Consider the following 24,593-nt stretch of genomic DNA (forward strand, 5'->3'; position numbering starts at 1 on the left):
CCTCTACGATTGCGCGAGGAACAGGAAGACGGTCGGCTTCTTGTGGAAGTCCGGCGCCTGGCCGGACGCCAGTTGCGCCTTCCACTTCGCGGCCGTCTGCGTCCGCACGGTTTCCGTCGTCAGCGACAGATCGGTCGCCACGCACACCAGCGTGCCCGGCTGGCAGCTGGTGATGAGGGCTTCCAGCATCGCACCGTTGCGGTACGGCGTCTCGATCAGCAACTGCGTCTGTTTCTCGCTGCGCGAGCGCTGCTCCAGTTGCTGGATGCGCTTGGTGCGCTGGCCGGCGTCCGTCGGCAGGTAGCCGTTGAATGCGAAGCTCTGGCCGTTCAGGCCGCTCGCCATGACGGCCAGCAGCAGCGACGATGGTCCCACGAGCGGACGCACGGGCACGCCGTGCTGGTGCGCGAGCCGGACGAGGTCGGCACCCGGATCCGCGACGGCCGGCACGCCCGCTTCCGACACGAGGCCCGCGTCGCGTCCCTCCAGCAGCGGCGCGAGCAGCGCGGCCAGCGCCTGTGGCGGGGTGTTTACATTGAGTTCCGCGATCTGAATCTCTTGCAGCGGGCGCGCGAGCGGATGGTCGATGGCGACCAGTTTCAGGAAGGCGCGCGCCGTCTTGGCGTTCTCGGCCACGAAATATTCGAGCTTGCTGGCGATGTCCTGCACCTGCTCGGGCAGGATGTGGGATAGCGCGTGCGGTGCGGCCTCGGTCGGGCCGAGGGTGTTCGGAATCAGGTAGAGCGTACCGGGCATGGTTGTTATTGTTGGAGATTAAAAAATGGCATGCCGGCGCGCCGCAGCATGCCGGTCAGGGCGATCAGGGGCAGGCCGGTGAGGGCGGTCGGATCGCTGCTGTCGATGCGTTCGAGCAGGGCGATGCCGAGTCCCTCGTTCTTGGCGCTGCCGGCGCAGTCGTAAGGCTGCTCGATGCGCAGATAGGCGTCCAGATCGGCATCCGGCAGGTCGCGGAACGTCACGAACACCTGGATATTCTCGACCTGCGCCGTGCCTGTGCGACCGTCCCACAGGCACAGGGCCGTATGGAATATGACGCGGCGGCCGCGCATCATCTGCAATTGGGCGAGGGCGCGGGCGTGGTCGCCCGGCTTGCCGATCTGGATGCCGTCCAGCGTGGCCACCTGGTCCGAGCCGATCACCAGGGCATCGGGGTTCTCGAGGGCGACGGCCGCGGCCTTCGCGCGGGCCAGGCGCAATGCCGTCGCCTGCGGCGTTTCACCTGGATGCGGGGTCTCGTCGATGTCGGGCGCGATCGCTTCGAACGGCAGGTGCAGGCGACCGAGCAGCTCGCGCCGGTAGGCGGAACTGGAGGCCAGGATGAGGCGCGGCAGGGTGGAGCTTGGCATCGATTTTCGTAAATAAAACAGGAAGATAGCGCTTTGTGAGGAAGTCTTTGACTACGCGGGCAGAAGCCTGCTATTATCGCAGGTTTTCCGGGGATGTTTTTCCAAATGAGCGCTTTTGTCATCGACGCCTTTGAATTTTGTCGGAACAACGGCCATCGTGAAGGCGTCACGCCGGTGGCGGAAATGAATCGCCTTGCGGCCGATTGCGCCGACAAGTCCGGCGAGATCGCCTGGACCATCGAAGGTGGCCAGACCCGCCAGGGGTATCCGATGCTGACGCTGTCCGTCTCCGGTACCGTGCAGCTGGTCTGCCAGCGCTGCCTGACCCCGTTCGGCTACGAGCTCGATTCGTCGACCGTGCTGGTGCTGGGCAAGGACGACAAGGAAGCGGACGAGATCGAGGAAATCCTCGACGATGAAAGTATCGACGTGATCGTCGGCAGCCACGCCTGCGACATCCGCGATTTGCTGGAAGATGAAGCCCTGCTGGCCCTGCCGCAGGCACCGAAACACGAGGTGTGCCCCGATACCAAGCTGCTGGACGCCATCAAGTCCGAGAAGGTATCGCCGTTCGCGGCACTGAAGAGCCTCAAATCTGAATAAAAGAATTGCAGTGGGTGCTACCTCCGGGTAGCATTCGCAGCGTCAAAACGTGTCAAACGCGTGCAGCTCGAGTATTGAGTCATCGTTGTAAGGCAGCGTTAAACATGTCGGCAATGGCAGTCCAACGTTATTGCCGCTGGGATACTCGATGCGCATGTACTTGCAAGTCGAATGTGTTAGAATTTTAGAACTTAAGTTTAGGAGTCATCATGGCAGTTCAACAGAATAAGAAGTCCCCGTCGAAGCGCGGCATGCACCGTTCGCACGATTTCCTGACCGCCCCGAACCTGGCAGTCGAGCCGACCACCGGCGAAACGCACCTGCGTCACCACATCAGCCCGAACGGTTTCTACCGTGGCCGTAAAGTGCTCAAGACCAAGAACGACGAGTAATCGACGTCTTGCTGTTTTGTTCCATGAAAGCGGTGCAACGTATGTCGAATGCGTGGCGCCGCTTTTTCTTTTGCGGTAACTCCGTCATTTACCACCCCACTGACTCGGCACTCATTGCAGCTCACCTTGTAGCCCGACGAGACCGAGCAGCCGCCGGCCGACCTTGAGCCCGCGGTTCATTCCGACAAATGACAATCAAAATTTCCATCGACTGCATGGGCGGCGACCACGGCCCCGCCGTGACCATCCCGGCAGCCCTCGCATTCCTCAAGCGCGAACCCGACGCCGAGCTGATCCTCGTAGGTCAGGAAGAGCTGGTCCGTGCTGAACTCAAGAAACATCACGCGGGCGACAACCCGCGCCTGACCGTCCGCCACGCCTCCGACGTGGTCGCGATGGACGATCCCATCGAAGTCGCCCTGCGCCGCAAGAAGGATTCGTCGATGCGCGTGGCGATCGAGCTCGTCAAGGACGGCAGCGCCGACGTCTGCGTCTCCGCCGGCAATACGGGCGCGCTGATGGCCATCTCGCGTTATGTCCTGAAGACCATGGCCGACGTCGACCGTCCGGCCATCTGCTCGATCCTGCCGAACCAGAAGGGCGGTCCGACGTACATGCTCGACCTGGGCGCCAACGTCGACTGCGAGCCCCATCACTTGCACCAGTTCGCCATCATGGGCGCCGTGCTGTTCGAGGCGATGGAACACCGCCGCCCGAGCATCGGCCTGCTGAATGTCGGCACGGAAGAGATCAAGGGCAACGAAGTGGTCAAGGCCACCGCGCCCCTGTTGCGGGCCGACCATGAACGCGGCGTGCTGAATTTCCATGGCAATGTGGAAGGTAACGATATCTTCAAGGGCACCGTCGACGTCGTCGTATGCGACGGGTTCGTCGGCAACGTGACCCTGAAGGCGATCGAGGGCCTGTCGCGCTTCGTTAAATCGGTGTTCCTCGAAACGACGATGTCGAAGATCGGCGCCCTGTTCGCGCGCAAATCGCTCAAGAAGCTGAACCCCGAAAGTTATAACGGCGCCGGCCTGCTGGGCCTCAAAGGCCTGGTCTTCAAGAGCCATGGCGGTGCCAATGCCTACGCCTACGAGTGGGCACTTCGACGCGCTTTTGACGCGGCGAAATATAATGTGCAAGCGCAACTCTCGACCTTGATCGCCGAAATGTTGCCGCAAGCTCCCAATCCGGAAGCGCCTGGCTCAACTATTCAGCAGGGTTAGCAATGACATACAGCAAAATTATCGGTACCGGCAGCTATCTGCCCGCGAAGCGTGTCACCAACGACGACCTCGCGGCGCAGCTCGCCGCCAAGGGCATCGAAACGTCGGACGAATGGATCGTCACCCGCAGCGGCATTTCCGCCCGCCACTACGCCGCGCCCGACGAAAACGCGTCGGACCTGGCCGTGAACGCGGCGCGCAAGGCGCTCGAAGCGTCCGGCCTCGAAGCGGAGCAGATCGACCTGATCATCGTCGCCACGTCGACGCCGGATTATTTCGGCAGCTTCCCGAGCACGGCCTGCATCGTCCAGAACAAGCTGGGCATGCGCAACAACAGCGCCGCGTTCGACATGGGCGCCGTGTGCTCGGGCTTCGTCTACGCGATGGCGACGGCCGATGCCTTCATCAAGGCCGGCAACGCGAAGAACGTGCTCGTGATCGGCACGGAAGTGTTCTCGCGCATCCTCGACTTCGATGACCGCAGCACTTGCGTGCTGTTCGGCGACGGCGCCGGCGCCGTCGTGCTGGCCGCGTCCGAGGAGCCGGGTGTGCTGGCCGTCAAGCTGCATGCCGACGGCAGCCACGGCGGCATCCTGTGCGGCCCCGCGAACCCGTCGAACCAGGCCTCGAACCAGAAATTCCTGTACATGGATGGCCCGGCCGTCTTCAAGCTGGCCGTCTCCGTGCTGGAAAAGGTCGCCAACGAAGCGCTGGCGCATGCGCAGATGCCGGCTGGCGACATCGACTGGCTGATCCCGCACCAGGCCAACCTGCGCATCATGACGGGCACCGCGAAGAAACTCGGGCTCCCGGCCGACAAGATGGTCGTGACCGTCCACGAACACGGCAACACGTCGGCCGCGTCGATCCCGCTGGCACTCGATGTCGCGATGCGCGACGGCCGCATCAAGCCGGGCCACAACGTCATGATGGAAGGCGTCGGCGGCGGCTTTACCTGGGGTGCCGTGCTGGCGCGCATGTAATAACAAGACAAAAACACCCAAAGAGGAATCGATGAGCAAATTCGCATTTCTGTTTACCGGCCAGGGCGCGCAAGCCGTCGGCATGCTGAACGGCTTCGCCGGCAACCCGGTCGTCGCACAGACCGTCGCCGAAGCGTCCGCAGCGCTGGGCCAGGACCTCAGCAAACTGATCGCCGAAGGTCCGAAGGAAGACCTGGACCTGACCACGAACACGCAGCCCGTGATGCTGACGGCCGCCGTCGCCGTCTACCGCGCGTGGATCGCCGCGGGCGGCCCGAAGCCTGCCGTCGTCGCCGGCCACAGCCTCGGCGAGTACTCGGCGCTGGTGGCTGCTGGCGTGATCGACTTCAAGGATGCCGTGCCGCTCGTGCGCTTCCGTGCACAGTCGATGCAGGATGCGGTCCCGGTCGGGCAGGGCGGCATGGCCGTCATCCTCGGCCTTGCGGCCGACGACGTCCGCGCGGTCTGCGCAGAAGCGGCGCAGGGCGAGGTCGTGGAAGCCGTGAATTTCAACGAGCCGACGCAGATCGTGATCGCCGGCCACACGGCCGCCGTCGAGCGCGCGTGCGACATCGCCAAGGCCAAGGGCGCCAAGCGCGCCATGAAACTGGCCGTGTCGGCGCCGTTCCACTCGTCGCTGCTGAAGCCGGCGTCGGACCGCCTGCGCGACTACATGGCGAACCTGAACTTTGCCGCGCCGCAGATCGACTTGATCAACAACGTCGACGTGGCTATCCTGAACGATCCCGCCGCGATCAAGGACGCGCTGGTGCGCCAGGCGGCCGGTCCCGTGCGCTGGGTCGAGACCATGCAGAAGATGGCCGCGGACGGCGTGACGCAAGTCATCGAATGCGCGCCGAGCAAGACCCTGATCGGCATGGCCAAGCGGATCGATCCGGTGCTGGTGGGCGAGGCCCTCGTCGACCAGGCATCGCTGGAGCGTGTGCTCGCCGCCGTCCAGGGCTGAGCGCCGCCGCATCCCCCCGTTAGAGAAAAAGAGGACTCAATGAACCTGCAAAACCAAGTCGCCCTCGTCACCGGCGCCTCGCGCGGCATCGGCAAGGCCATCGCACTCGAACTGGCCCGCCAGGGCGCCAAGGTCGTCGGCACCGCCACGACGGCAGCCGGCGCGGAAGCCATCGGCGCCTACCTCGCCGAGTTCGGCGGCAAGGGCGTCGTGCTGAACGTCACCGACGCCGCCCAGTGCGCGGCCGTCATCGACGACGTCACCAAGAACGTCGGCACGATCGGCATCCTCGTCAACAATGCCGGCATCACCCAGGACCAACTGGCGATGCGCATGAAGGACGAAGAGTGGGACAACGTGATCGCCACCAACCTGACGGCCGTCGGCCGCCTGTCGCGCGCCGTGCTGCGCGGGATGATGAAGGCGAAGCAGGGGCGTATCATCAACATCACGTCCGTCGTGGGCGCGGCCGGCAATCCGGGCCAGATGAATTACGCGGCGGCGAAGGCCGGCGTGGCCGGCATGACCCGTGCGCTGGCACGCGAGATCGGCAGCCGCAACATCACCGTCAACTGCGTGGCGCCGGGCTTCATCGACACCGACATGACGAAGGCCCTGGGCGAAGGCCAGCACGAAGCGCTGCTGACGCAGATTCCGCTGGGCCGCCTGGGCGCGCCGGAAGACATCGCGTACGCGGTCGCCTTCCTGGCGGGGCCGCAGGCTGCCTACATCACGGGCACGGAACTGCACGTGAACGGCGGCATGTACATGAACTGATGGGCATCCTTTAATTAGAGATCTCGGCAGTTCGCAGTAGTTTCGACCGTTTTAGCGTCAGACGCTGAAAATAGTTTTTCAACGCGCAAACCCTGATAAAATGCGCGCACTTTCCGCAACACATACCTAATGGAGCCATAACATGTCGGATATCGAACAACGCGTTAAAAAAATCGTCGCTGAGCAACTGGGCGTTGCCGAAGCAGACATCAAAATCGATTCCTCGTTCGTTGACGACCTCGGCGCTGACTCGCTGGACACCGTGGAACTGGTGATGGCCCTGGAAGACGAATTCGAAATGGAAATCCCGGACGAGCAGGCCGAGAAGATCACGACCGTTCGCCAGGCTATCGAGTACGCACAGGCTCACGTCAAGGCCTAAGCTTTCAGGATTTCAGGAGAAGCGCTTGAGTTCACGCAACCGTCGTGTCGTAGTGACCGGCCTGGGTTGCATCTCTCCGATCGGCAACACCATTGCCGACGCGTGGGAGGCAGCACTGGCGGGCAAGTCGGGTATTGCCAACATCACCAAGTTCGACGCAACGCCATTCTCGACCCGCTTTGCGGGCGAGGTGAAGAACTTTAACGTCGAGGATTACCTGCCGGGCAAGGAAGGCCGTCATATGGATACGTTCATCCATTTCGGCATGGCCGCCGGCATCCAGGCGTTACAGGATTCGGGCATTGTCGTCACCGACGACAATCGCGATCGTATCGGCGTGCTCGTGGGTTCCGGCATCGGCGGCCTGCCGATGATCGAAGACACGAAGGCGGAGTACGACAGCCGCGGCCCGCGCCGCATTTCGCCGTTCTTCGTCCCGGCGTCGATCATCAACATGATCTCGGGCGACCTGTCGATCAAGTTCGGCCTGCGTGGTCCGAACCTGGCCATTGTGACCGCCTGCACGACCGGCCTGCATTGCATCGGCCAGGCAGCGCGCCTGATCGAGTACGGCGACGCCGACGTGATGATCGCCGGCGGTGCGGAATCGACCGTGTCGCCGCTGGGCCTGGGCGGTTTCGCCTCGGCACGCGCGCTGTCGTCGCGCAATGACGATCCGGCCACGGCCTCGCGTCCGTGGGACCGCGACCGCGACGGCTTCGTGCTGGGCGAGGGCGCGGGCGTGATGGTGCTCGAAGAGTACGAACACGCCAAGGCGCGCGGCGCGAAGATCTATGCGGAAGTCGTCGGCTTCGGCATGAGCGCGGACGCGAACCACATCACGGCACCGCTCGAGGACGGCAGCGGCGCATCGCGCTGCATGGTCGCCGCGATGCAGTACGCGGGCATCAACCCGGACCAGGTGCAGTACGTGAACGCGCACGGCACGTCGACCCCCGTGGGCGACGTGGCGGAAGTGAAGGGCATCAAGCGCACCTTCGGCGACCATGCGAACAAGCTGGTCGTCAACTCCACCAAGTCGATGACGGGCCACCTGCTGGGTGGCGCGGGCGGCCTGGAGTCGGTGTTCACCGTGCTCGCGATTCACAACCAGGTCTCGCCGCCGACGATCAACATCTTCAACCAGGATCCGGAATGCGACCTGGACTTCTGCGCCAACACGGCACGGGACATGAAGATCGATTACGCGGTGAAAAATTCCTTCGGTTTCGGCGGTACCAACGGTACGCTGGTCTTCGCCAAGATCTAACGATCCCGCAATAGCCGAACTTTCGGACGCCCATTCCTGTCCAAGGAATGGGCGTTTGTCATTTCTGACCTCTTCGGATTCTAACTGGAAACACCCATGTCGATCGCGGTGTCCGCGCTCGTCAGGCCGTCGCGCATCCAGCGGTTCGTATGGGGTGGCTGGGGCCTGGCCCTTCTCGCGTCCGCGCTGGCCATTGGGCTGGCGGCGCCGGGGCATGTCCGGCTCGCGCCTCTCGTCGCGGCGGCGCTGGCGGCCGCGGGCAGCGCCGTGCTGGGCGCGGCGCTCCTTCCTTCAAAGACGCACCGGATTGATATTTCTGGAACCGGCGCCTTGCGCGTAACGGTACAACAGGACGTGGGCTCGCCGCCGGAGGGCAATGCGGTCCTGCTGCCCGGATCGGTCGTCTGGCCGATGCTGATGGTGTTGCGGCACGCCGCGCCGGGCACGGGACCACGCGTCCTGTGCGTGTGGCGCGACAGCGTCGACGCCGCGGTGTGGCGCGCGCTGGCCGTCGCGCTGGCAGTGGTCGGCCGGCGCGGACATGCAAACGAAGGATGCGAAGACACGACGAACTCATTGCAGCGGACCAACTCTTAAGGAAACGTGCTCACCGTTTCCGTATAACAGGGACGCCGCCGCAGCCAACGGGGCATTGCAGTGACGACCGAACGCGAATGTGATCAACTGCTGGTTGAGCGCGTCCAGGCGGGCGATCGCCGGGCGTTCGACCTGCTGGTGGCGAAATACCAGCGTCGCCTGATGCGGCTCGTGTCGCGTCTCGTGCACGATCCGGCCGAGGCGGAAGACGTGGTGCAGGAAACCTTTATCAAGGCATTCCGTGCACTGCGCCATTTCCGCGGCGATTCCGCGTTTTATACATGGCTATATCGAATAGGAATTAATACGGCAAAGAATTTCCTGGTCACGCAAGGCAGGCGGGCGCCGACCTCGACGGAAGCCGATGCCGAACGTGCGGAAGGATTTGACGACGCAGATAGCTTGCGAGACATTAATACACCGGAATCAATGTTGGCCAGCAAGCAGATCGCCTATACCGTGAATGCGGCCATGGAGGCCTTGCCGCTCGAATTGAGAACGGCGATCGTCCTGCGCGAAATAGAAGGTTTAAGCTACGAGGAAATCTCCGAAGTGATGGCGTGTCCAATCGGGACGGTGCGGAGCCGGATTTTCCGGGCGCGCGAAGTCATCGCCGAGAAATTGCGGCCCTTGCTCGATATCTCGGCGGACAAACGTCGGTAGGTAGCGATATGAAGACAAAGTTTTACGTACCGGCGTAATGGCTATGGACACGAACAAGAAAAATCGTGAACTCATCTCGGCGCTCTGCGACGGCGAGATTCCGGATGTCGACCAGGAACTGGCGCTCGCCGCCCTCGACACCCCGGAGGGCCGGCAGGCCTGGGCGCTTTTCCACCAGATCGGCGACGTCCTGCGCGCCGATCCCGCGACTGACCTGTCGCCTGGTTTCACGGAACGCATGGCGGCCCGCCTCGCGGCCGAGCCGCTGCCGGGCAAGCGCGCGGCCGTCGCCGACGCCGCCGCCGGCCAGGCGACCGTCGCCGCCGACCCTACCTGAGCCGCCCGGCTCGTCACGCGGCACCGCCTGATGCCGGCGCGGGCCGCGCCGTCCGTTCGCCACGGCGGTGCCAACGCGACAACAATGCTCTTTTGTCTTACCATACGAACCATCCAAGCACAGACCTTACCGAACCTATGACAAGCAAAACTGGAAGCGCGATCCTGTCCGCCCTCGTCTTTGCGGGCGCGAGTCTGATGTCTCTCCCGGCGGCCCAAGCGGCCGCTCCCGTTGCCGCCCCGACCGTCACCGGCCTGCCCGATTTTGCCGACCTCGTCGACAAGGTCGGCCCGGCCGTCGTCAACATCCGCACCACCGAACGCGTCCGCCTCGACCAGGGCGGTCCCGACGAAGAGATGCAGGAATTCCTGCGCCGCTTCTTCGGCGGCCAGATGGTGCCGCGCGGACGCCGCGGCGGGCCCGCGGAACAGCCGCAGGAAGAACGGGTGCAGCGGGGCGTCGGCTCCGGCTTCATCATCTCGGACGACGGGTATGTGCTGACCAATGCGCACGTCGTGGAAGGCGCGGACGAGGTCGTCGTGACCTTGACCGACCGCCGCGAATTCAAGGCCAAGGTGCTGGGTTCGGACGCCCGCAGCGACGTGGCCCTGCTGAAAGTGGACGCGCGCAACCTGCCGAACGTGCGCATCGGCGATTCCAGCAAGATCCGCGTGGGCGAGTGGGTGATCGCCATCGGTTCGCCGTTCAACCTGGAGAACACGGTGACCGCCGGCATCATCTCGGCCAAGGCGCGCGACACGGGCGAATACCTGCCGCTGATCCAGAGCGACGTGGCCGTCAACCCCGGCAACTCGGGCGGCCCGCTGATCAACATGCGCGGCGAGGTCATCGGCATCAACTCGCAGATCGCCACGCTGTCCGGCGCCTATAACGGCATCTCGTTCGCCGTGCCGATCGACGAGGTGATGCGCGTCTCCGAGCAGATCCGCAAGACGGGCAAGGTGACGCGCGGGCGCCTCGGCGTGCAGATCAGCGAGGTCACGACGGACGTCGCGGAATCGCTGGGCCTGGGCCGCGCGCGCGGCGCCGAGGTCGCGATGGTCGAGCCGGGCGGGCCGGCGGACAAGGCCGGCCTGAAGGTCGGCGACATCATCCTGAAATTCAACGGCAAGGACATCGAACGCAGCTCCGACCTCCCGCGCCTCGTGGGCGGCAGCGCCGTCGGCAGCCGCGCCACCGTCACCGTGTGGCGCCGCGGCAGCCAGATCGACCTGCCGGTGACAATCGTCGAACTGCAGGAAGAAAAATCGCCGACGGCCAAGGCGACGCCCAAGAAACCGGCGCCGGACCAGGCGCCGAACGCGCTGGGCCTGCACGTCTCGGACCTCACCGCCGCCCAGAAGCGCGAGCTCAAGACGGAGACCGGTGTGCTGGTCGAGTTCTCCGAAGGGCGCGCCGCGTCGGCCGGCATCCGCCAGGGCGACGTGATCCTGCAGATGAACAATGTCGAGATCACGGGCGCGGCCCAGTTCAACGGGCTCGTCGCCAAGGTCGACGCGAAGAAACCGGTCGCGCTGCTCGTGCGTAGGGACAATGTCTCGCGCTACCTCGTCATCCGCCCGCGCCAATGAGTACACGCCTTACGCCGCATTTCACCCTGTACTCGCGCTCGTACTGCCACCTGTGCGAGGACATGCGGGCGGCGCTGCAGGCGTTCATGGCCCGCCAGGGGCAGGCGTACACGGTGGACGTGGTCGACGTGGATGCCGACCCGGCCCTCGTCGCCCGCTACGACGAACTGGTGCCGGTGCTCGCCGCGGAGCCGGCCGGCACCGAGCTGTGCCATTACTTCCTCGACGAGGGGGCGCTGCGGCGTCACCTCGGCCTGGAGCAGGCGGAAGTTTAGTGATTCGGGCAATAACCATGGCTTTTACATCTTGCTCGATGGATCGGATGCGAGCCGACCTGCGATAATCGGCTGCATCGATTCCTGGATGATGCATATGGCTGACGGCCCCGACGCTACGCTCGACCCCGCGGACTGGACGCAACTTCGCGCCCTCGGGCACCAGATCCTGGACGACATGTTCGACCACCTGGAGGGCATTCGCGCGCGACCCGTCTGGCAGCAGATGCCGGACGCCGCGCGAGACAGCCTGCGCACTCCGCTGCCGCGCGCGCCGGGCTCGCTGGCGGATGCGTACCGCAGCCTGCAGGACAACGTCATCCCCTACACCGTCGGCAACCCGCATCCCGGCTTCATGGGCTGGGTGCATGGCGCCGGCACGCCGGTGGGCATCGTCGCCGAGATGATCGCGGGGGCGCTGAACGCGAACGTCGGCGGCCGCAACCAGGCGCCCGTCGAGGTGGAGCGCCAGGTGTCGCAGTGGATGGCGGCGCTGTTCGGCTTTCCCGCTACGGCCCGCGGCGTGTTCGTCACGGGCACGTCGATCGCCAACTTCATGGGCGTCGTCGTCGCGCGCACGCAGGCGCTCGGGCGCGACGTGCGCGCGCACGGGCTCGCGGCGCATGCGGGCCTGCGCGCGTACGCGTCGGCCGAAGCGCACGGCTGCATCGCGAAGGCCATGGACATGGCGGGCTTCGGCTCCGCTGCGCTGCGCACCGTGCGCGTGGACGCCGCCGGCCGCATGGACATGCAGGATCTCGCCGCGCAGGTCGATGCGGATCGCCGCAACGGGTTGCGGCCATTCCTCGTCGTCGCCAGCGCCGGCACGGTGAACACGGGCGCCATCGATCCGCTCGCGACGCTGGCGGATTTCACGCGCGCACAGGGCATATGGCTGCACGTCGACGGCGCGTACGGGGCGCTGGGGATGCTGGCGCCGGACGTGGCGCCGCTGCTCGACGGCATCGCGCGTGCGGACTCGCTCGCCTTCGATTTTCACAAGTGGGGCCAGGTGCCGTACGACGCCGGCTATTTTCTCGCGCGCGACGGTGCGCACATGCTCGACGCTTTTGCCGCACCGGCCGCGTACCTGCAGCGCGCCAGCACGGGGCTCGCCGCCGGGACCGCGTGGCCGTGCGACGTGGGGCCCGACCTGTCACGGGGCTTCCGGGCGCTGAAGACGTGGCTCACGTTCCAGGTCTACGGCGCCGACGCCATCGGCCGCTCGATCTCGGCCACGTGCGCGCTGGCCCGCTACCTCGCCGAGCGCGTCGCGGCCGAGCCGTCGCTGGAGCTGGTGGCGCCCGTCACGTTGAACATCGTCTGCTTCCGCTACGTCTGCGCGGATCCCGAACGTGTGAATCGCGAGATCGTGCTCGCGCTGTACGACGAAGGCCGCGTGGCGCCATCCGCGACGACGCTGTACGGCCGCTACGCGATCCGCGCCGCGATCGTCAACCACCGCACATGCCGCGCCGACATCGACGCGCTCGTCGAAGCCGTGCTGCGCGCCGGCCGCCGCCTGTCATGATCACGACCGCACTCCTGGCCGCCGCCGCCACGCCGTATGCCCCGCTGATCGGCGCCGCGGCGCTGATGCGCTGCGCGTTTTACCGGGCCGACCTGCGTCCGGTCGGCGTACGCCTGCTGGCACGTGCCCAGGCGCATCCCCACGATGCGAACGCGTGGCTGGATGCCAGCTTCGTCCTGCAATTGCTGGGGCAGCGCGCGGCGGGCCTGGACGTGCAACACCACGCGCTGGCCATCCGGTCGCTGTACGCGCTGCCGGCGCCGGCGCGCACGCCCACCTTGAACCTGCTCGTGCTGATGGGGCCCGGCGACTTCATGGCCAATACGCCCGTCGAATTCCTGTTGCAGACCTCAAGCATCGCCGCGACCGTGCAATACGTGACGCCCGATTTGCCGCTGCCGGAGAAGGTGCCCGACCACGACGTGCTGTTCGTGGCGATTGCGCAATCGGACGCCAACGCGCTGCTGCTGCGCGACGTGGCGCGGATGCTCGACGGCTGGCCGCGTCCCGTCGTCAACCGCCCGGAGCAGATCGCGCACCTGTCGCGCGACGGCGTCTGCGCGGCGCTCGACGGCGCGGCCGGTACGCTGGTGCCGCGGACGATGCGCCTGGACCGCGCGGGCGCTATGCAACTAACCGACGATGCGTTCCCGCTGATCGTGCGGCCAGTGGATTCGCACGCGGGCACGGATCTGCAAAAGGTGGACGACGGCACCGCGCTGCACGCCTATCTCGCCACGCATCCTGCGAGCGAGTTCTATCTCGCGCCGTTCGTCGATTATTCTGGTCCGGACGGCCAGTTCCGCAAATACCGCATCGTGCTCATCGACGGCACGCCATTCATCTGCCACCTGGCGATCTCGTCGCATTGGATGGTGCATTACCTGAATGCAGGCATGGACGACAGCGCCGCCAAGCGGGCGGAGGAGGCGGCCGGGATGGCCGCGTTCGACGACGGGTTCGCGCGCCGGCACGCGGCGGCGCTGGCCGGGATCGACTCGCGCATGGGCTTGCCTTACCTGGGCATCGATTGCGCGGAAACGCGCGATGGCCGGCTGCTCATCTTCGAAGTGGACAACGCCATGGTCGTGCACGCGATGGACGATCCGGGCAGGTATCCGTACAAGGGGCCGGTGATGGAGCGGGTGTTCGGGGCGTTCGAAAAGATGCTGCACCGGGTTGTAAGCGCGGCCTCGAATTAGCCGTCATCCCCGCGCAGGCGGGGACCCAAGTCTTACGCGTTGCGGCAGATCCGGATTGGGCCCGCGCCTTCGCGGGGGCGACGGCTTTGGGTCCCCTCCTTCGCGGGGGGGCGACGGTTTTTCATGCAGCGACAAACTTTTTTTCATCGTTGGCGACGACCGCCGTCTCACCGAGTAATTCCCGCATGAACGCCCGTTTCGCCTCGCTGCGCGGACTCGCCCAGAAACGCTCGAGCGTCGCCTGCGGCACCCCGTCGTAATCGACGCGCAACGCGTACGGCCGCCCCAGCAGTTCGCTGTGCACATAGCTCGCAAAGCATTCCGCGAAATCGTCATACGGATTCGTCGCGCCGTACAGGCTGGGAAAATCGCTGCCCTCAAGACCGGCATACGCGGTCACGATGGCGTCGCTGTGCAGCTTATTGGTGCCGTAGAAATCGACGGCGCCGCGCAGGTCGAAATCGGAGCCGCTCCACGGCACGAAGCGCCCGGCGGCGTTTATATGCCAGCTCAGGTCGAGGAAGGGGAAGAACGCGGCCGGCGCCGGTTCCCACCAGCGCGGCAGGAACGATCCGCCCGCCGTCACGACGTGGCCGAATTCGTGCAGCAGCAGGAATTGCAGCGCGTGCGCCCTGGTGTCGTTCTGCGGGGCGGCGATCGTCGCGGCGAGCGAGAAACCGGGGCCGCCGAATGGCAGGTTTTCCTTCCACGTGACCCAGGAATTGGCCGTATGCGTTTCCAGCAGATCCATGTCGAGCAGCACGACGCAGCCGAGGATGCGGCCGTCGACGGCATCCGCCACGATGTCCGTGATCCCCGACGACCCGAGGCCGCGGCCCGTGCACACGCCCAGCAGCAGCGGGCCCACGAGGTCGCGCACGGCGGCCGGCATGCCCGCCAGCGCGGCGCGCAGGTCGGCCTGCAGGGCGGGATCCGGCACGCACGGGGCGGGCACGGCGTCCAGTCCGCTCGCCATGTTCACCTGGTGCACGATGTTGCGCACTTCATCGGGCAGGGGCAGGATGCGTTGCTCGATGGGCAAGGAAAGCTGCGTGCGCCATTGCTGCGGTTCGGACGTGTAGATCATGGTGGCAAAAAAGAAGGGCCGTAAGGTGCCGATGTGCCATTAACGGCGCGCCGATGGCCAACTTGAATCGTGGTCCTCCCCGGAAACCGGGCTTTCTGCCTCGAAATCCGGTAAAATGGGCAGCTTGCGGGTCAAGCCGCGGCCTTCATGAGCCGCGATTCGCCCGATAAGGCGCTCGCCCGGGGAACTTCCCGTCCCCCAGACGCGGCGCTTTTTTCGTATTGCGCCGGCAGGAACCAAGCCTGTCGGCCTGGCCGCGTGCCGCTCTTTTTGGTTTTGAGTTTGTTAATGAAAAACATACGTAACTTTTCCATCATCGCCCACATCGATCACGGTAAATCGACCCTGGCGGACCGCATCATCCAGCTGTGCGGCGGCCTGTCGGAACGTGAAATGGACGAGCAGGTGCTCGACTCGATGGACCTGGAGCGCGAGCGCGGCATCACCATCAAGGCCCAGACCGCGGCGCTGTCCTATAAAGCGCGCGATGGCCAGACCTATAACCTGAACCTGATCGACACCCCGGGCCACGTCGACTTCAGCTATGAAGTGTCGCGCTCGCTGTCCGCCTGTGAAGGCGCGCTGCTCGTCGTCGACGCGTCGCAGGGCGTGGAAGCGCAGACCGTCGCCAACTGCTACACGGCGCTGGACCTGGGCGTGGAAGTGGTGCCCATCCTGAACAAGATCGACCTGCCGCACGCCGATCCGGACCGCGCCAAGCAGGAAATCGAGGACGTCATCGGCCTCGACGCCACCGACGCCACCACCTGCTCCGCAAAGACGGGCCTGGGCGTGGAAGACGTGCTCGAAACGCTGATCGCGAAGGTGCCGCCGCCGGAAGGCGATCCGGACGCGCCGCTGCAGGCGCTGATCGTCGACTCGTGGTACGACAGCTACGTCGGCGTCGTGATGCTGGTGCGCGTGAAGAACGGCACGCTGCGTCCGAAAGACAAGATCCTCCTGATGGCGACGGACTCGCAACAGCTGGTCGAGCAGGTCGGCGTGTTCACGCCGCGCTCCGTGCAGCTGTCGGAACTGAAGGCCGGCCAAGTGGGCTTCATCATTGCCGGCATCAAGGAATTGAAGGCCGCGAAAGTGGGCGATACCGTCACGCTGGCGTCGCGTCCGGCCTTGGCGCCGCTGCCCGGCTTCAAGGAAGTGCAGCCGCAGGTGTTCGCCGGCCTGTTCCCGGTGGAAGCGAACCAGTACGACGCGCTGCGCGATTCGCTGGAAAAGCTGAAGCTGAACGACGCCGCGCTGCAGTACGAGCCGGAAGTATCGCAAGCGCTGGGCTTCGGCTTCCGCTGCGGCTTCCTGGGCCTGCTGCACATGGACGTCATCCAGGAACGCCTGGAGCGTGAATTCGACCAGGACCTGATCACGACGGCCCCGACCGTCGTGTACGAAGTCGTGATGCGCGACGGTTCCATGATCAAGGTCGACAACCCGTCCAAGATGCCGGAAGTGTCGAAGATCGAGGAAGTGCGCGAGCCGATCGTCACCGTCAACCTGTACATGCCGCAGGAATATGTCGGCGCCGTCATCACGCTGTGCACCGGCAAGCGCGGCGTGCAGATGGACATGAGCTACCACGGCCGCCAGGTGAAACTCGTGTACGAGATCCCGATGGCCGAGATCGTGCTGGACTTCTTCGATCGCCTGAAATCCACGTCGCGCGGCTATGCGTCGATGGACTACGAGTTCAAGGAATACCGCGCATCGGACGTCGTGAAGGTCGACATGCTGATCAACGGCGACAAGGTCGACGCGCTCGCCATCATCGTGCACCGCGCCAACGCCGCCTACCGCGGCCGCCAGGTGGCCGCGAAGATGCGCGAACTGATCCCGCGCCAGATGTTCGACGTGGCGATCCAGGCCGCGATCGGCGCGACGATCATCTCGCGTGAAAACGTCAAGGCGCTGCGCAAGAACGTGCTGGCGAAGTGCTATGGCGGCGACGTCAGCCGCAAGAAGAAGCTGCTTGAGAAACAAAAGGCCGGCAAGAAGCGCATGAAGCAGGTGGGCTCGGTGGAGATCCCGCAAGAGGCTTTCCTTGCCATCCTCCAAGTGGAAGAAAAATAAGGGAAGAATCAGAAACGATGAATCTGCAACCGATCCTCGGCAATTTTGCCCTGATTTTGTTCGTGGCCATGGTGATCACGGGCGTCATCTGGTGCCTCGACGTGTTCGTCCTCGCGAAGCAGCGCCGCGCGAAGGCGGATGCGGCCCTGGCCGAGTACGACGCGCGCCACGCCAAGCTGACGGCCGACGGCATCAAGCTGGACAACGGCAACCGCGCGGCGCTGGAGGCATCGATCCTGCGCCAGCCGACGTGGGTCGAGTATTCCGGCAGCTTCTTCCCCGTGATCGCGCTCGTGTTCGTGCTGCGTTCCTTCCTGTTCGAGCCGTTCAAGATCCCGTCGTCGTCGATGGTGCCGACCCTGCTCGTGGGCGACCTGATCCTCGTGAACAAGTTCGACTACGGCATCCGCCTCCCGGTGATCAACAAGAAGATCATCGAAGTCGGCAATCCGCAGCGGGGCGACGTCATGGTCTTCAAATACCCCAAGGATCCGAGCCAGGACTACATCAAGCGCGTGATCGGCGTGCCGGGTGATAAAATCCACTACGAGAACAAGCGCCTGACCGTCAACGGCCAGCCGGTCGAGTACGTGCCGATGGACGATTACCTGGACGACGAGCGCCCGGTCTACCACAAGCAATTCCTGGAAAAGCTGACGAACGCGCCGCACCGCATCCTGAACATGGACGGAGCCCGCACTTACAACCAGAGCGCCGTGGAGGAGTTCCCCCATCACGAAAATTGCAACTATTCGTACGATGAATTTACCTGTATCGTACCGGAGGGCAATTATTTCATGATGGGCGATAACCGCGACAACAGCGCAGACAGCCGCTACTGGGGCTTCGTGCCGGACCAGAACATCGTCGGCAAGGCTGTGTTTGTTTGGATGAACTTCAGCAACCTGAAGCGCATCGGCGGTATCCACTAAGCCGGCGCGGAGGGTGTGATGAAAGGTGGCAAGCGGTATCGGATCGGTGCGGAAAGCGGTGTCTCGCTGTCGGGCCTGATCGTCGTGTTGATCGTGCTGGGCGCGTTGGCGCTGGTGGCCATCAAGGTGACGCCGGCCTTCCTGGAATACCGCGCCGTCAAGGATTCGATCGGCAAGGCGAAGGCCGAGGCCGGCTCCGGCACCGTGCGCGAGATCCAGCAGGCGTTCGACAAGAATGCCGGCGTCAACGACGTGTCGGCCATCCAGGGCCGCGACCTCGTGATCACGCGCGATGGCGGCACGACCGAGATCAGCTTCGCCTACGAGAAGCAGGTGCCGCTGACGGACAGCATCAACCTGACGTTCAAGTTCGACGGTACCACCGACCCCAGCGGCAACAATGCCGCCAAGGCCGACAAGGCCGACAAGTAATACGCCGGGAGGCGCGCGATGGGATCGGCGCGCGGCGCCGGCCCATTAGATTGGTACGACAATGAATCTTCAGTTATTGCAAACTCGCCTAGGCTATACGTTCCGGGACGCCGGCCTGCTGCAACAGGCGTTGACCCACCGTAGCCACAGCAGTCTGCATAACGAGCGCCTGGAATTCCTCGGCGACTCGATCCTGAACTGCGTCGTCGCCTCCATCCTGTACGAACGTTTCCATAACCTGGCCGAAGGCGACCTCTCTCGCCTGCGCGCCAACCTCGTCAAGCAGCAATCGCTGTTCGAGATCGCCCAGAAGCTGGAATTGTCGCAATTCCTGCGCCTGGGCGAGGGCGAGCTGAAATCCGGCGGGTTCCGCCGGCCGTCGATCCTGGCCGACACCCTGGAAGCGCTGCTCGGCGCCATCTTCCTCGACAGCGGCTTCGATGCGGCGCGCGCCGCGATCCGCTCGTTTTATATTCCGCTGCTCGATTCCGTCGACCCGCGTACGCTCGGCAAGGATGCCAAGACCCTGTTGCAGGAGTTCTTGCAGAGCAAAAAGATCTCGCTGCCCACGTACAACGTCGTCGCCACGCACGGCGCCGCGCACAGCCAGGAATTCGAGATCGAATGCCTCGTGCCCAAGCTGGGCATCCAGGTGTTCGGCCGCGGCGGCAGCCGCCGCGCCGGCGAGCAGGCCGCGGCGCGCCTCGCGCTGGAGACGGCCGAGCAACTGCTGCAAAAAAGTCCGTCCACGACGCGCAAGTCGCGGCCCCGGTCGGCCCAGCTGAAGCTGGCTGGCATCGCCACCGACCAGACCGAGCTGGCGGTGCAGGCCGAAGAGCCGCAGTCGCAGCAGAAACAATCCCACAAGTCAGGAAACACCCCAGCATGAACATCGAGACCACCACCGAGACCAACGACACTGCACCGGAAGGTTTCCGCTGCGGCTACATCGCCATCGTCGGCCGTCCGAACGTGGGCAAGTCGACCTTGATGAACGTGCTGATCGGTGCCAAGGTGTCGATCACGTCGCGCAAGGCGCAGACGACGCGCCACCGCATCACGGGCATCCAGACCCGCGACGACGCCCAGTTCATCTACGTCGACACGCCCGGCTTCCAGACCCGCCACGCGAACGCGCTGAACAAGACGCTGAACAAGACCGTGTCGAACACGCTGACGGCATCCGACGTGATCCTGTTCCTCGTCGAGGCCGGCACGTTCGGCCCGGCCGACCAGCTGGTAGCGGACCTGCTGCCGAAGAACGTGCCCGTCATCCTCGTCATCAACAAGTCCGACCGCATGAAGGACAAGGCCGAGCTGATGCCGTTCGCCGCGAAGGTCGCCAGCCTGCGCGATTTCACCGCGGTCGTGCCCGTGTCCGCGAAGCTGCGCTTCCAGGTCGATGCGCTCGAAGGCGAGATCAAGCGGCACCTGCCGGAAAATCCGCCGATCTTCGGCCCGGACGACATCACGGACCGCAGCGAGAAGTTCCTCGCGGCCGAGATCGTGCGCGAAAAAGTGTTCCGCCTGCTGGGCGACGAGCTGCCGTACACGAGCACCGTCCTCATCGAACAATTCCAGCAAGAGGGCAATCTGCGCCGCGTCTTCGCCGCGATCCTCGTCGAGCGCGACACGCACAAGTCCATGATCATCGGGAACAAGGGCGCGCGCCTGAAAGAGATTTCCACGCAATCCCGCCTCGACATGGAAAAACTGTTCGGCGGACCGGTCTACCTGGAAATCTGGGTCAAGGTGAAATCGGGCTGGGCCGACAACGAAGCGGGCCTGCGCGCTTACGGTTACGAGTAACGAGCCGGGGTATCATCTCCGCATGCCCACTCGCGACGACGAACTCATCGACAAGGACAATGACGCGCATTCAGCCGCGTCGCATGCCCCGCACGCGACGCCGGTGAACAAGCGCCGCACGCCCGCGCGCGAAGGCCGCGTGGTCGGCCAACCGGGCTTCGTGCTGCACAGCTATCCGTACAAGGAAACGAGCCTCATCGTCGACCTCTTTACGCGCGATCACGGCCGCATCGGTGTTGTCGCGAAGGGCGCGAAGCGGCCGCATTCGAAACTGCGCGGCGTGCTGCAGACGTTTCAACCGCTGTCCGTGTCGTTCTCGGGCAAGTCCGAACTGCGCACGCTGATCGATGCCGAGTGGGTCGGCGGCATGCTCCCGATCGAGAAGAATGCGCTGCTGTGCGGCTTCTATCTCAATGAATTGCTGGTGAAACTGCTGGCGCGCGACGACGCGCATCCGGCCTTGTTCAACCACTACGTCGCCACGCTGAACGAACTGGCGCACGGCGAACCGGCGCCGATCGCCTTGCGAAAATTCGAACGGGCCTTACTTAAGGAAACCGGGGTCGCCGCCGACCTGACGCGCTGCACGACGACGCGCGCCCCCGTCGAGCCGGACGGCCTGTACGTCGTCGACCCGGAACGCGGCGCGCGCACGGCGCAGGCCGTGGAGTCGTGGCCGGTGGTGTCCGGCAAGACGCTGGTCGACATGGAACGCGAGGATTACGCCGACCCGCAGACGAAGGCGCAGAGCAAGCAGCTGATGCGCTTCCTGCTGGCCTATCACCTGGGAGGCGCGCCGCTGAACACGCGCCAGATTTTGATCGACCTGATGCAGCTTTGAGAACCAAGACTACGACCATGAGCTTCCTGCAACCCGCCGGCCAGGTGATCGACCTGGGCGTGAACATCGACCACATCGCCACCGTCCGCAACGCGCGCGGCACCGTCTATCCCGATCCGCTGCGCGCCGCGCTGATCGCCGAGCAGGCGGGCGCCGACCTGATCACGCTGCACCTGCGCGAAGACCGCCGCCACATCAAGGACGCCGACGTCCTCGCCATCCGCCCGCAACTCGCGACGCGCATGAACCTGGAGGCGGCCGTCACGCAGGAGATGATCGATTTCGCCTGCAAGGTGAAACCGCAGGACGTCTGCCTCGTGCCCGAACGCCGCGAAGAGGTGACGACCGAGGGCGGCCTGGACATCATCCGCTACCAGAAGGAAGTCGAGGCCGCGATCCGGCAACTGAAAAGCGAGGGCATCCGCGTGTCGCTGTTCATCGATGCGGACGAACAGCAGATCGCGGCCGCGGCCGCCGTCGGCGCGCCCGTCATCGAGCTGCACACGGGGCGCTACGCCGAGGCTTCAAGCCCCGAGGAGCACGCGCGCGAGCTGGAACGCGTCAAGGCCGGCGTGCGCGCCGGCGTGAAGCACGGTCTGCGCGTGAACGCGGGCCACGGCCTGCATTACACGAACGTGCAGCCGATCGCCGCGATCCCCGACATCCACGAGCTGAACATCGGCCACGCGATCGTCGCGCACGCGCTGTTCGCGGGTTTCGAAAATGCGGTGCGCGAGATGAAGGCGATCATGGTCGCGGCGCGCCTGGGCGTCTCTTACGCCTCGTCCAAAGCGGGCCAGTGATGATCTACGGGATCGGCACGGACATCGTCCAGATCTCGCGCGTCGAGGCTGCCCTGAAGCGCAGCGGCGAACGCTTCGCCGAAAAGATCCTCGGTCCCGAGGAACTCGTCAAATACCACGCCCGCCGCGCCAAGAACGACGTGCGGGGGCTGCGCTTCCTGGCCACGCGGTTCTCGGCCAAGGAGGCGTTCTCGAAAGCGATCGGCCTGGGCATGCGCATGCCCATGACCTGGCGCTCGGCCCAGATGCTCAACGCCCCGAGCGGCAAGCCGATGATCGTATGCAGCGGGGCGCTCGATGAATTCATGCGGACGCACCGGCTCACGGCCCAGGTGACGATCAGCGACGAAGCCGATTACGGCGTCGCGTTCGTCATCGTCACCCAGGCCCCCGAGGGAGTGTCCGCTGCCTAGGTGTAGCGGAAGTGACAGACGAAGTCGTAGTAAGCACGGGACTGAAGGCGCGCCGGCGCAAGCCGCTGCAGCCCCCGGCGAAAGCGCCGCGCGCCCGTCCGGATGCGTGGCAAGCCATGAAAGAGGAATTGATCGCGACGATGACGAAGGATGCGGAATCCCCCGTGCGCCCCACCGAGGCGGCGCGCGAACAAGTCCTGGCGACGGTGGCCAGGCTGCCCGACCTGCCCGGCGTGTATCGCTATTTCGACGCGGAAGACAGGGTTCTCTACGTCGGCAAGGCGCGCAATCTCAAGAAGCGCGTGTCGAGCTATTTCCAGAAGACGCTGTCGAGCCCCCGCATCGCGATGATGGTGTCGCAGATCGCGCGCCTGGAAACGACGGTGACGCACAGCGAGGCCGAAGCGCTGATCCTGGAAAACAACCTGATCAAGACGCTCAAGCCGCGCTACAACATCCTGTTCCGCGACGACAAGTCTTACCCGTATTTGAAACTGACGGCGGGCGACTATCCGCGCATGGCCTACTACCGCGGCGCGCTGGATAAAAAGAACCAGTACTTCGGACCGTTCCCGAGCGCGTGGGCCGTGAAGGAATCCATGCAGCTGCTGCAGAAGGTATTCATGCTGCGCACGTGCGAGGACAGCGTCTTCGCCAACCGCACGCGGCCCTGTCTGCTGCACCAGATCGGCCGCTGCAGCGGTCCCTGCGTGGACCTGATCGCGCCGGAAGACTACAGGCGCGACGTCGACAACGCCGCGAAATTCCTGCGCGGCCGCCAGACGGAAGTGCTGGAAGAGCTCGAGAAGAAGATGCTCGCGTATGCCGAGGACCTGAAATTCGAGCAGGCGGCGAGCGTGCGCAACCAGATCCAGGCGCTGTCGCGCGTGTTGCACCAGCAAAGCATGGAGACGACGGGCGATGCGGACGTCGACGTCATCGCCGTGGTCGTGCAGGGCGGCCGCGCATGCGTCAACCTGGCGATGGTGCGCGGCGGCCGCCACCTGGGCGACCGCGCGTACTTCCCGACGCAGGTGGGCGAGGCGATGGATGAATGCCCGATCGAAGTGGAGGTGCTCGCGGCGTTCATGGCGCAGCATTACGGCGACAAGTTCGTCCCGGGCATCATCATCCTGAACATCGAATTCGACCAGCCCGAGCTGATGATGGCATTGCAGGAGCAGTGCGGCCACCGCATCAACCTGGTGTTCCAGCCCCAGGGCCAGCGCCGCCAATGGCTCGAACTGGCGCAGAAGGGCGCGGAAATCTCGCTGGCCCGATTGCTGTCGGAGCAGGGCTCGCAGCAGTCGCGCACGCGCGCGCTGGCGGAGGTGCTGGGGCTCGACAGCGAGGATCTCGAATCCCTGCGCGTCGAATGCTTCGACATCAGCCATACCGCGGGCGAGGCGACGCAGGCGTCGTGCGTCGTGTTCCATCACCACCAGATGCAGAACGGCGAATATCGTCGCTATAACATCACCGGCATCACGCCCGGCGACGATTACGCGGCGATGCGCCAGGTGCTGACGCGGCGCTACGAAAAGGTGGCGAACGGCGAAGGCGTGATGCCGGACATCGCACTGATCGACGGCGGCAAGGGCCAGGTCGAGATGGCGCGCCAGGTCTTCACGGAGCTGGGGCTCGACATCGGCAACATCGTCGGCGTGGCGAAAGGGGAGGGCCGCAGGGTCGGCCTCGAGACGCTGATCTTCGCCGACGGCCGCCCGCCTCAGGAACTGGGCAAGGAATCGGCCGCGCTGATGCTCGTGGCGATGATCCGCGACGAGGCGCACCGCTTCGCCATCACGGGCATGCGCGCCAAGCGCGCCAAGACGCGCCAGGCGTCGCGCCTGGAAGAGATCGAGGGCATCGGCGCCAAACGCCGCCAGAAGCTGCTGGCGCGCTTTGGCGGCCTGAAGGGCGTGATCGATGCGAGCGTGGAGGACCTGATGTCGGTGGAGGGTATTTCCAGCACCCTGGCGGAAGAGATTTATCGGCAGCTTCACTGAGAGGGGCGCGCGCGCATG

General features: G+C 64.9%; 27 protein-coding genes. 24 read left to right on the top strand and 3 right to left on the bottom strand.

The window, feature by feature from the left end; translation table 11 throughout:
- Positions 1-3: 3 nt before the first annotated feature.
- Positions 4-756 carry an SAM-dependent methyltransferase gene (locus ASD28_RS30400; protein WP_056137276.1) on the bottom strand — a complete coding sequence of 251 codons (753 nt, stop codon included), beginning with the start codon at positions 754-756 and terminating at the stop codon, positions 4-6.
- A gap of 5 nt (positions 757-761) precedes the next feature.
- Positions 762-1,367, bottom strand: a complete 606-nt coding sequence (locus ASD28_RS30405) for a Maf-like protein (protein WP_056137279.1) — start codon at positions 1,365-1,367, stop codon at positions 762-764.
- Positions 1,368-1,472: 105 nt separating this feature from the next.
- Between ASD28_RS30405 and ASD28_RS30410 the strand changes: the two genes are divergently transcribed.
- The 15 genes from ASD28_RS30410 (at position 1,473) to ASD28_RS30480 (ending at position 14,167) form a co-directional block, all read left to right on the top strand.
- Complete coding sequence (locus ASD28_RS30410; RefSeq protein WP_056137281.1) at positions 1,473-1,970, top strand: DUF177 domain-containing protein; 498 nt, start codon at positions 1,473-1,475, stop codon at positions 1,968-1,970.
- Between the two features lie 209 nt (positions 1,971-2,179).
- On the top strand, positions 2,180-2,362 hold the full coding sequence (gene rpmF, locus ASD28_RS30415) for a 50S ribosomal protein L32 (RefSeq protein ID WP_005666806.1): 183 nt from the start codon (positions 2,180-2,182) through the stop codon (positions 2,360-2,362).
- Between the two features lie 188 nt (positions 2,363-2,550).
- A complete protein-coding gene (gene plsX, locus ASD28_RS30420; protein WP_056137283.1) occupies positions 2,551-3,591 on the top strand; it encodes a phosphate acyltransferase PlsX in 1,041 nt (346 codons plus the stop codon).
- A 2-nt stretch (positions 3,592-3,593) separates the two neighbouring features.
- Positions 3,594-4,574, top strand: a complete 981-nt coding sequence (locus ASD28_RS30425) for a beta-ketoacyl-ACP synthase III (RefSeq protein ID WP_056137286.1) — start codon at positions 3,594-3,596, stop codon at positions 4,572-4,574.
- A gap of 31 nt (positions 4,575-4,605) precedes the next feature.
- A complete protein-coding gene (gene fabD, locus ASD28_RS30430) occupies positions 4,606-5,541 on the top strand; it encodes an ACP S-malonyltransferase (RefSeq protein ID WP_056137288.1) in 936 nt (311 codons plus the stop codon).
- Between the two features lie 39 nt (positions 5,542-5,580).
- Positions 5,581-6,318 (top strand): 3-oxoacyl-ACP reductase FabG, encoded by a 738-nt coding sequence (fabG, locus tag ASD28_RS30435; RefSeq protein WP_056137290.1) that lies wholly within the window; start codon positions 5,581-5,583, stop codon positions 6,316-6,318.
- A gap of 142 nt (positions 6,319-6,460) precedes the next feature.
- A complete protein-coding gene (gene acpP, locus ASD28_RS30440) occupies positions 6,461-6,700 on the top strand; it encodes an acyl carrier protein (RefSeq protein WP_036168404.1) in 240 nt (79 codons plus the stop codon).
- Between the two features lie 25 nt (positions 6,701-6,725).
- Positions 6,726-7,970 (top strand): beta-ketoacyl-ACP synthase II, encoded by a 1,245-nt coding sequence (gene fabF, locus ASD28_RS30445; protein ID WP_056137292.1) that lies wholly within the window; start codon positions 6,726-6,728, stop codon positions 7,968-7,970.
- A gap of 96 nt (positions 7,971-8,066) precedes the next feature.
- The gene (locus ASD28_RS30450; RefSeq protein WP_056137294.1) at positions 8,067-8,567 is read left to right on the top strand and encodes a hypothetical protein; all 501 of its coding nucleotides are present in this window, start codon (positions 8,067-8,069) and stop codon (positions 8,565-8,567) included.
- 60 nt (positions 8,568-8,627) lie between these two features.
- A complete protein-coding gene (rpoE, locus tag ASD28_RS30455; protein WP_056137296.1) occupies positions 8,628-9,230 on the top strand; it encodes an RNA polymerase sigma factor RpoE in 603 nt (200 codons plus the stop codon).
- A 37-nt stretch (positions 9,231-9,267) separates the two neighbouring features.
- A complete protein-coding gene (locus ASD28_RS30460; protein ID WP_229412330.1) occupies positions 9,268-9,567 on the top strand; it encodes a sigma-E factor negative regulatory protein in 300 nt (99 codons plus the stop codon).
- Between the two features lie 137 nt (positions 9,568-9,704).
- Positions 9,705-11,159: a DegQ family serine endoprotease gene (locus ASD28_RS30465; RefSeq protein ID WP_056137300.1), complete on the top strand. Its 1,455-nt coding sequence runs from the start codon at positions 9,705-9,707 to the stop codon at positions 11,157-11,159.
- A complete protein-coding gene (locus ASD28_RS30470) occupies positions 11,156-11,434 on the top strand; it encodes a glutaredoxin family protein (RefSeq protein ID WP_056137301.1) in 279 nt (92 codons plus the stop codon). The genes ASD28_RS30465 and ASD28_RS30470 overlap by 4 nt, the downstream gene beginning before the upstream one ends.
- A 97-nt stretch (positions 11,435-11,531) precedes the next feature.
- Positions 11,532-12,965, top strand: a complete 1,434-nt coding sequence (locus tag ASD28_RS30475) for an aminotransferase class V-fold PLP-dependent enzyme (protein WP_229412439.1) — start codon at positions 11,532-11,534, stop codon at positions 12,963-12,965.
- Positions 12,962-14,167, top strand: a complete 1,206-nt coding sequence (locus ASD28_RS30480; protein ID WP_056137303.1) for a RimK family alpha-L-glutamate ligase — start codon at positions 12,962-12,964, stop codon at positions 14,165-14,167. The genes ASD28_RS30475 and ASD28_RS30480 overlap by 4 nt, the downstream gene beginning before the upstream one ends.
- Before the next feature lie 121 nt (positions 14,168-14,288).
- Here the strand turns inward: ASD28_RS30480 and ASD28_RS30485 are convergent, their stop codons facing one another.
- On the bottom strand, positions 14,289-15,254 hold the full coding sequence (locus tag ASD28_RS30485; protein ID WP_056137305.1) for a hypothetical protein: 966 nt from the start codon (positions 15,252-15,254) through the stop codon (positions 14,289-14,291).
- A gap of 288 nt (positions 15,255-15,542) precedes the next feature.
- Between ASD28_RS30485 and lepA the strand changes: the two genes are divergently transcribed.
- The 9 genes from lepA (at position 15,543) to uvrC (ending at position 24,575) form a co-directional block, all read left to right on the top strand.
- Entirely contained in the window at positions 15,543-17,336 is a 1,794-nt protein-coding gene (gene lepA, locus ASD28_RS30490; RefSeq protein WP_056137307.1) for a translation elongation factor 4, read from the top strand.
- 17 nt (positions 17,337-17,353) lie between these two features.
- The gene (gene lepB, locus ASD28_RS30495; RefSeq protein ID WP_056137309.1) at positions 17,354-18,268 is read left to right on the top strand and encodes a signal peptidase I; all 915 of its coding nucleotides are present in this window, start codon (positions 17,354-17,356) and stop codon (positions 18,266-18,268) included.
- 18 nt (positions 18,269-18,286) lie between these two features.
- Positions 18,287-18,700 carry a DUF4845 domain-containing protein gene (locus tag ASD28_RS30500; protein ID WP_056137311.1) on the top strand — a complete coding sequence of 138 codons (414 nt, stop codon included), beginning with the start codon at positions 18,287-18,289 and terminating at the stop codon, positions 18,698-18,700.
- Positions 18,701-18,776: 76 nt separating this feature from the next.
- Positions 18,777-19,589 carry a ribonuclease III gene (gene rnc, locus ASD28_RS30505; protein WP_229412440.1) on the top strand — a complete coding sequence of 271 codons (813 nt, stop codon included), beginning with the start codon at positions 18,777-18,779 and terminating at the stop codon, positions 19,587-19,589.
- A complete protein-coding gene (era, locus tag ASD28_RS30510) occupies positions 19,586-20,509 on the top strand; it encodes a GTPase Era (RefSeq protein WP_056137315.1) in 924 nt (307 codons plus the stop codon). Before rnc ends, era begins: the two co-directional genes overlap by 4 nt.
- 22 nt (positions 20,510-20,531) lie before the next feature.
- Positions 20,532-21,350, top strand: coding sequence for a DNA repair protein RecO (gene recO / locus ASD28_RS30515; RefSeq protein WP_056137317.1), 819 nt, complete (start codon positions 20,532-20,534; stop codon positions 21,348-21,350).
- Between the two features lie 17 nt (positions 21,351-21,367).
- Positions 21,368-22,153 (top strand): pyridoxine 5'-phosphate synthase, encoded by a 786-nt coding sequence (pdxJ, locus tag ASD28_RS30520; RefSeq protein ID WP_056137319.1) that lies wholly within the window; start codon positions 21,368-21,370, stop codon positions 22,151-22,153.
- Positions 22,153-22,566, top strand: coding sequence for a holo-ACP synthase (gene acpS / locus ASD28_RS30525; protein ID WP_056137321.1), 414 nt, complete (start codon positions 22,153-22,155; stop codon positions 22,564-22,566). Before pdxJ ends, acpS begins: the two co-directional genes overlap by 1 nt.
- Before the next feature lie 140 nt (positions 22,567-22,706).
- On the top strand, positions 22,707-24,575 hold the full coding sequence (uvrC, locus tag ASD28_RS30530) for an excinuclease ABC subunit UvrC (protein WP_056137460.1): 1,869 nt from the start codon (positions 22,707-22,709) through the stop codon (positions 24,573-24,575).
- Positions 24,576-24,593 lie beyond the last annotated feature (18 nt).

It is taken from the genome of Massilia sp. Root133, assembly GCF_001426525.1.
Classification (GTDB): Bacteria; Pseudomonadota; Gammaproteobacteria; order Burkholderiales; family Burkholderiaceae_D; genus Telluria; species Telluria orientalis.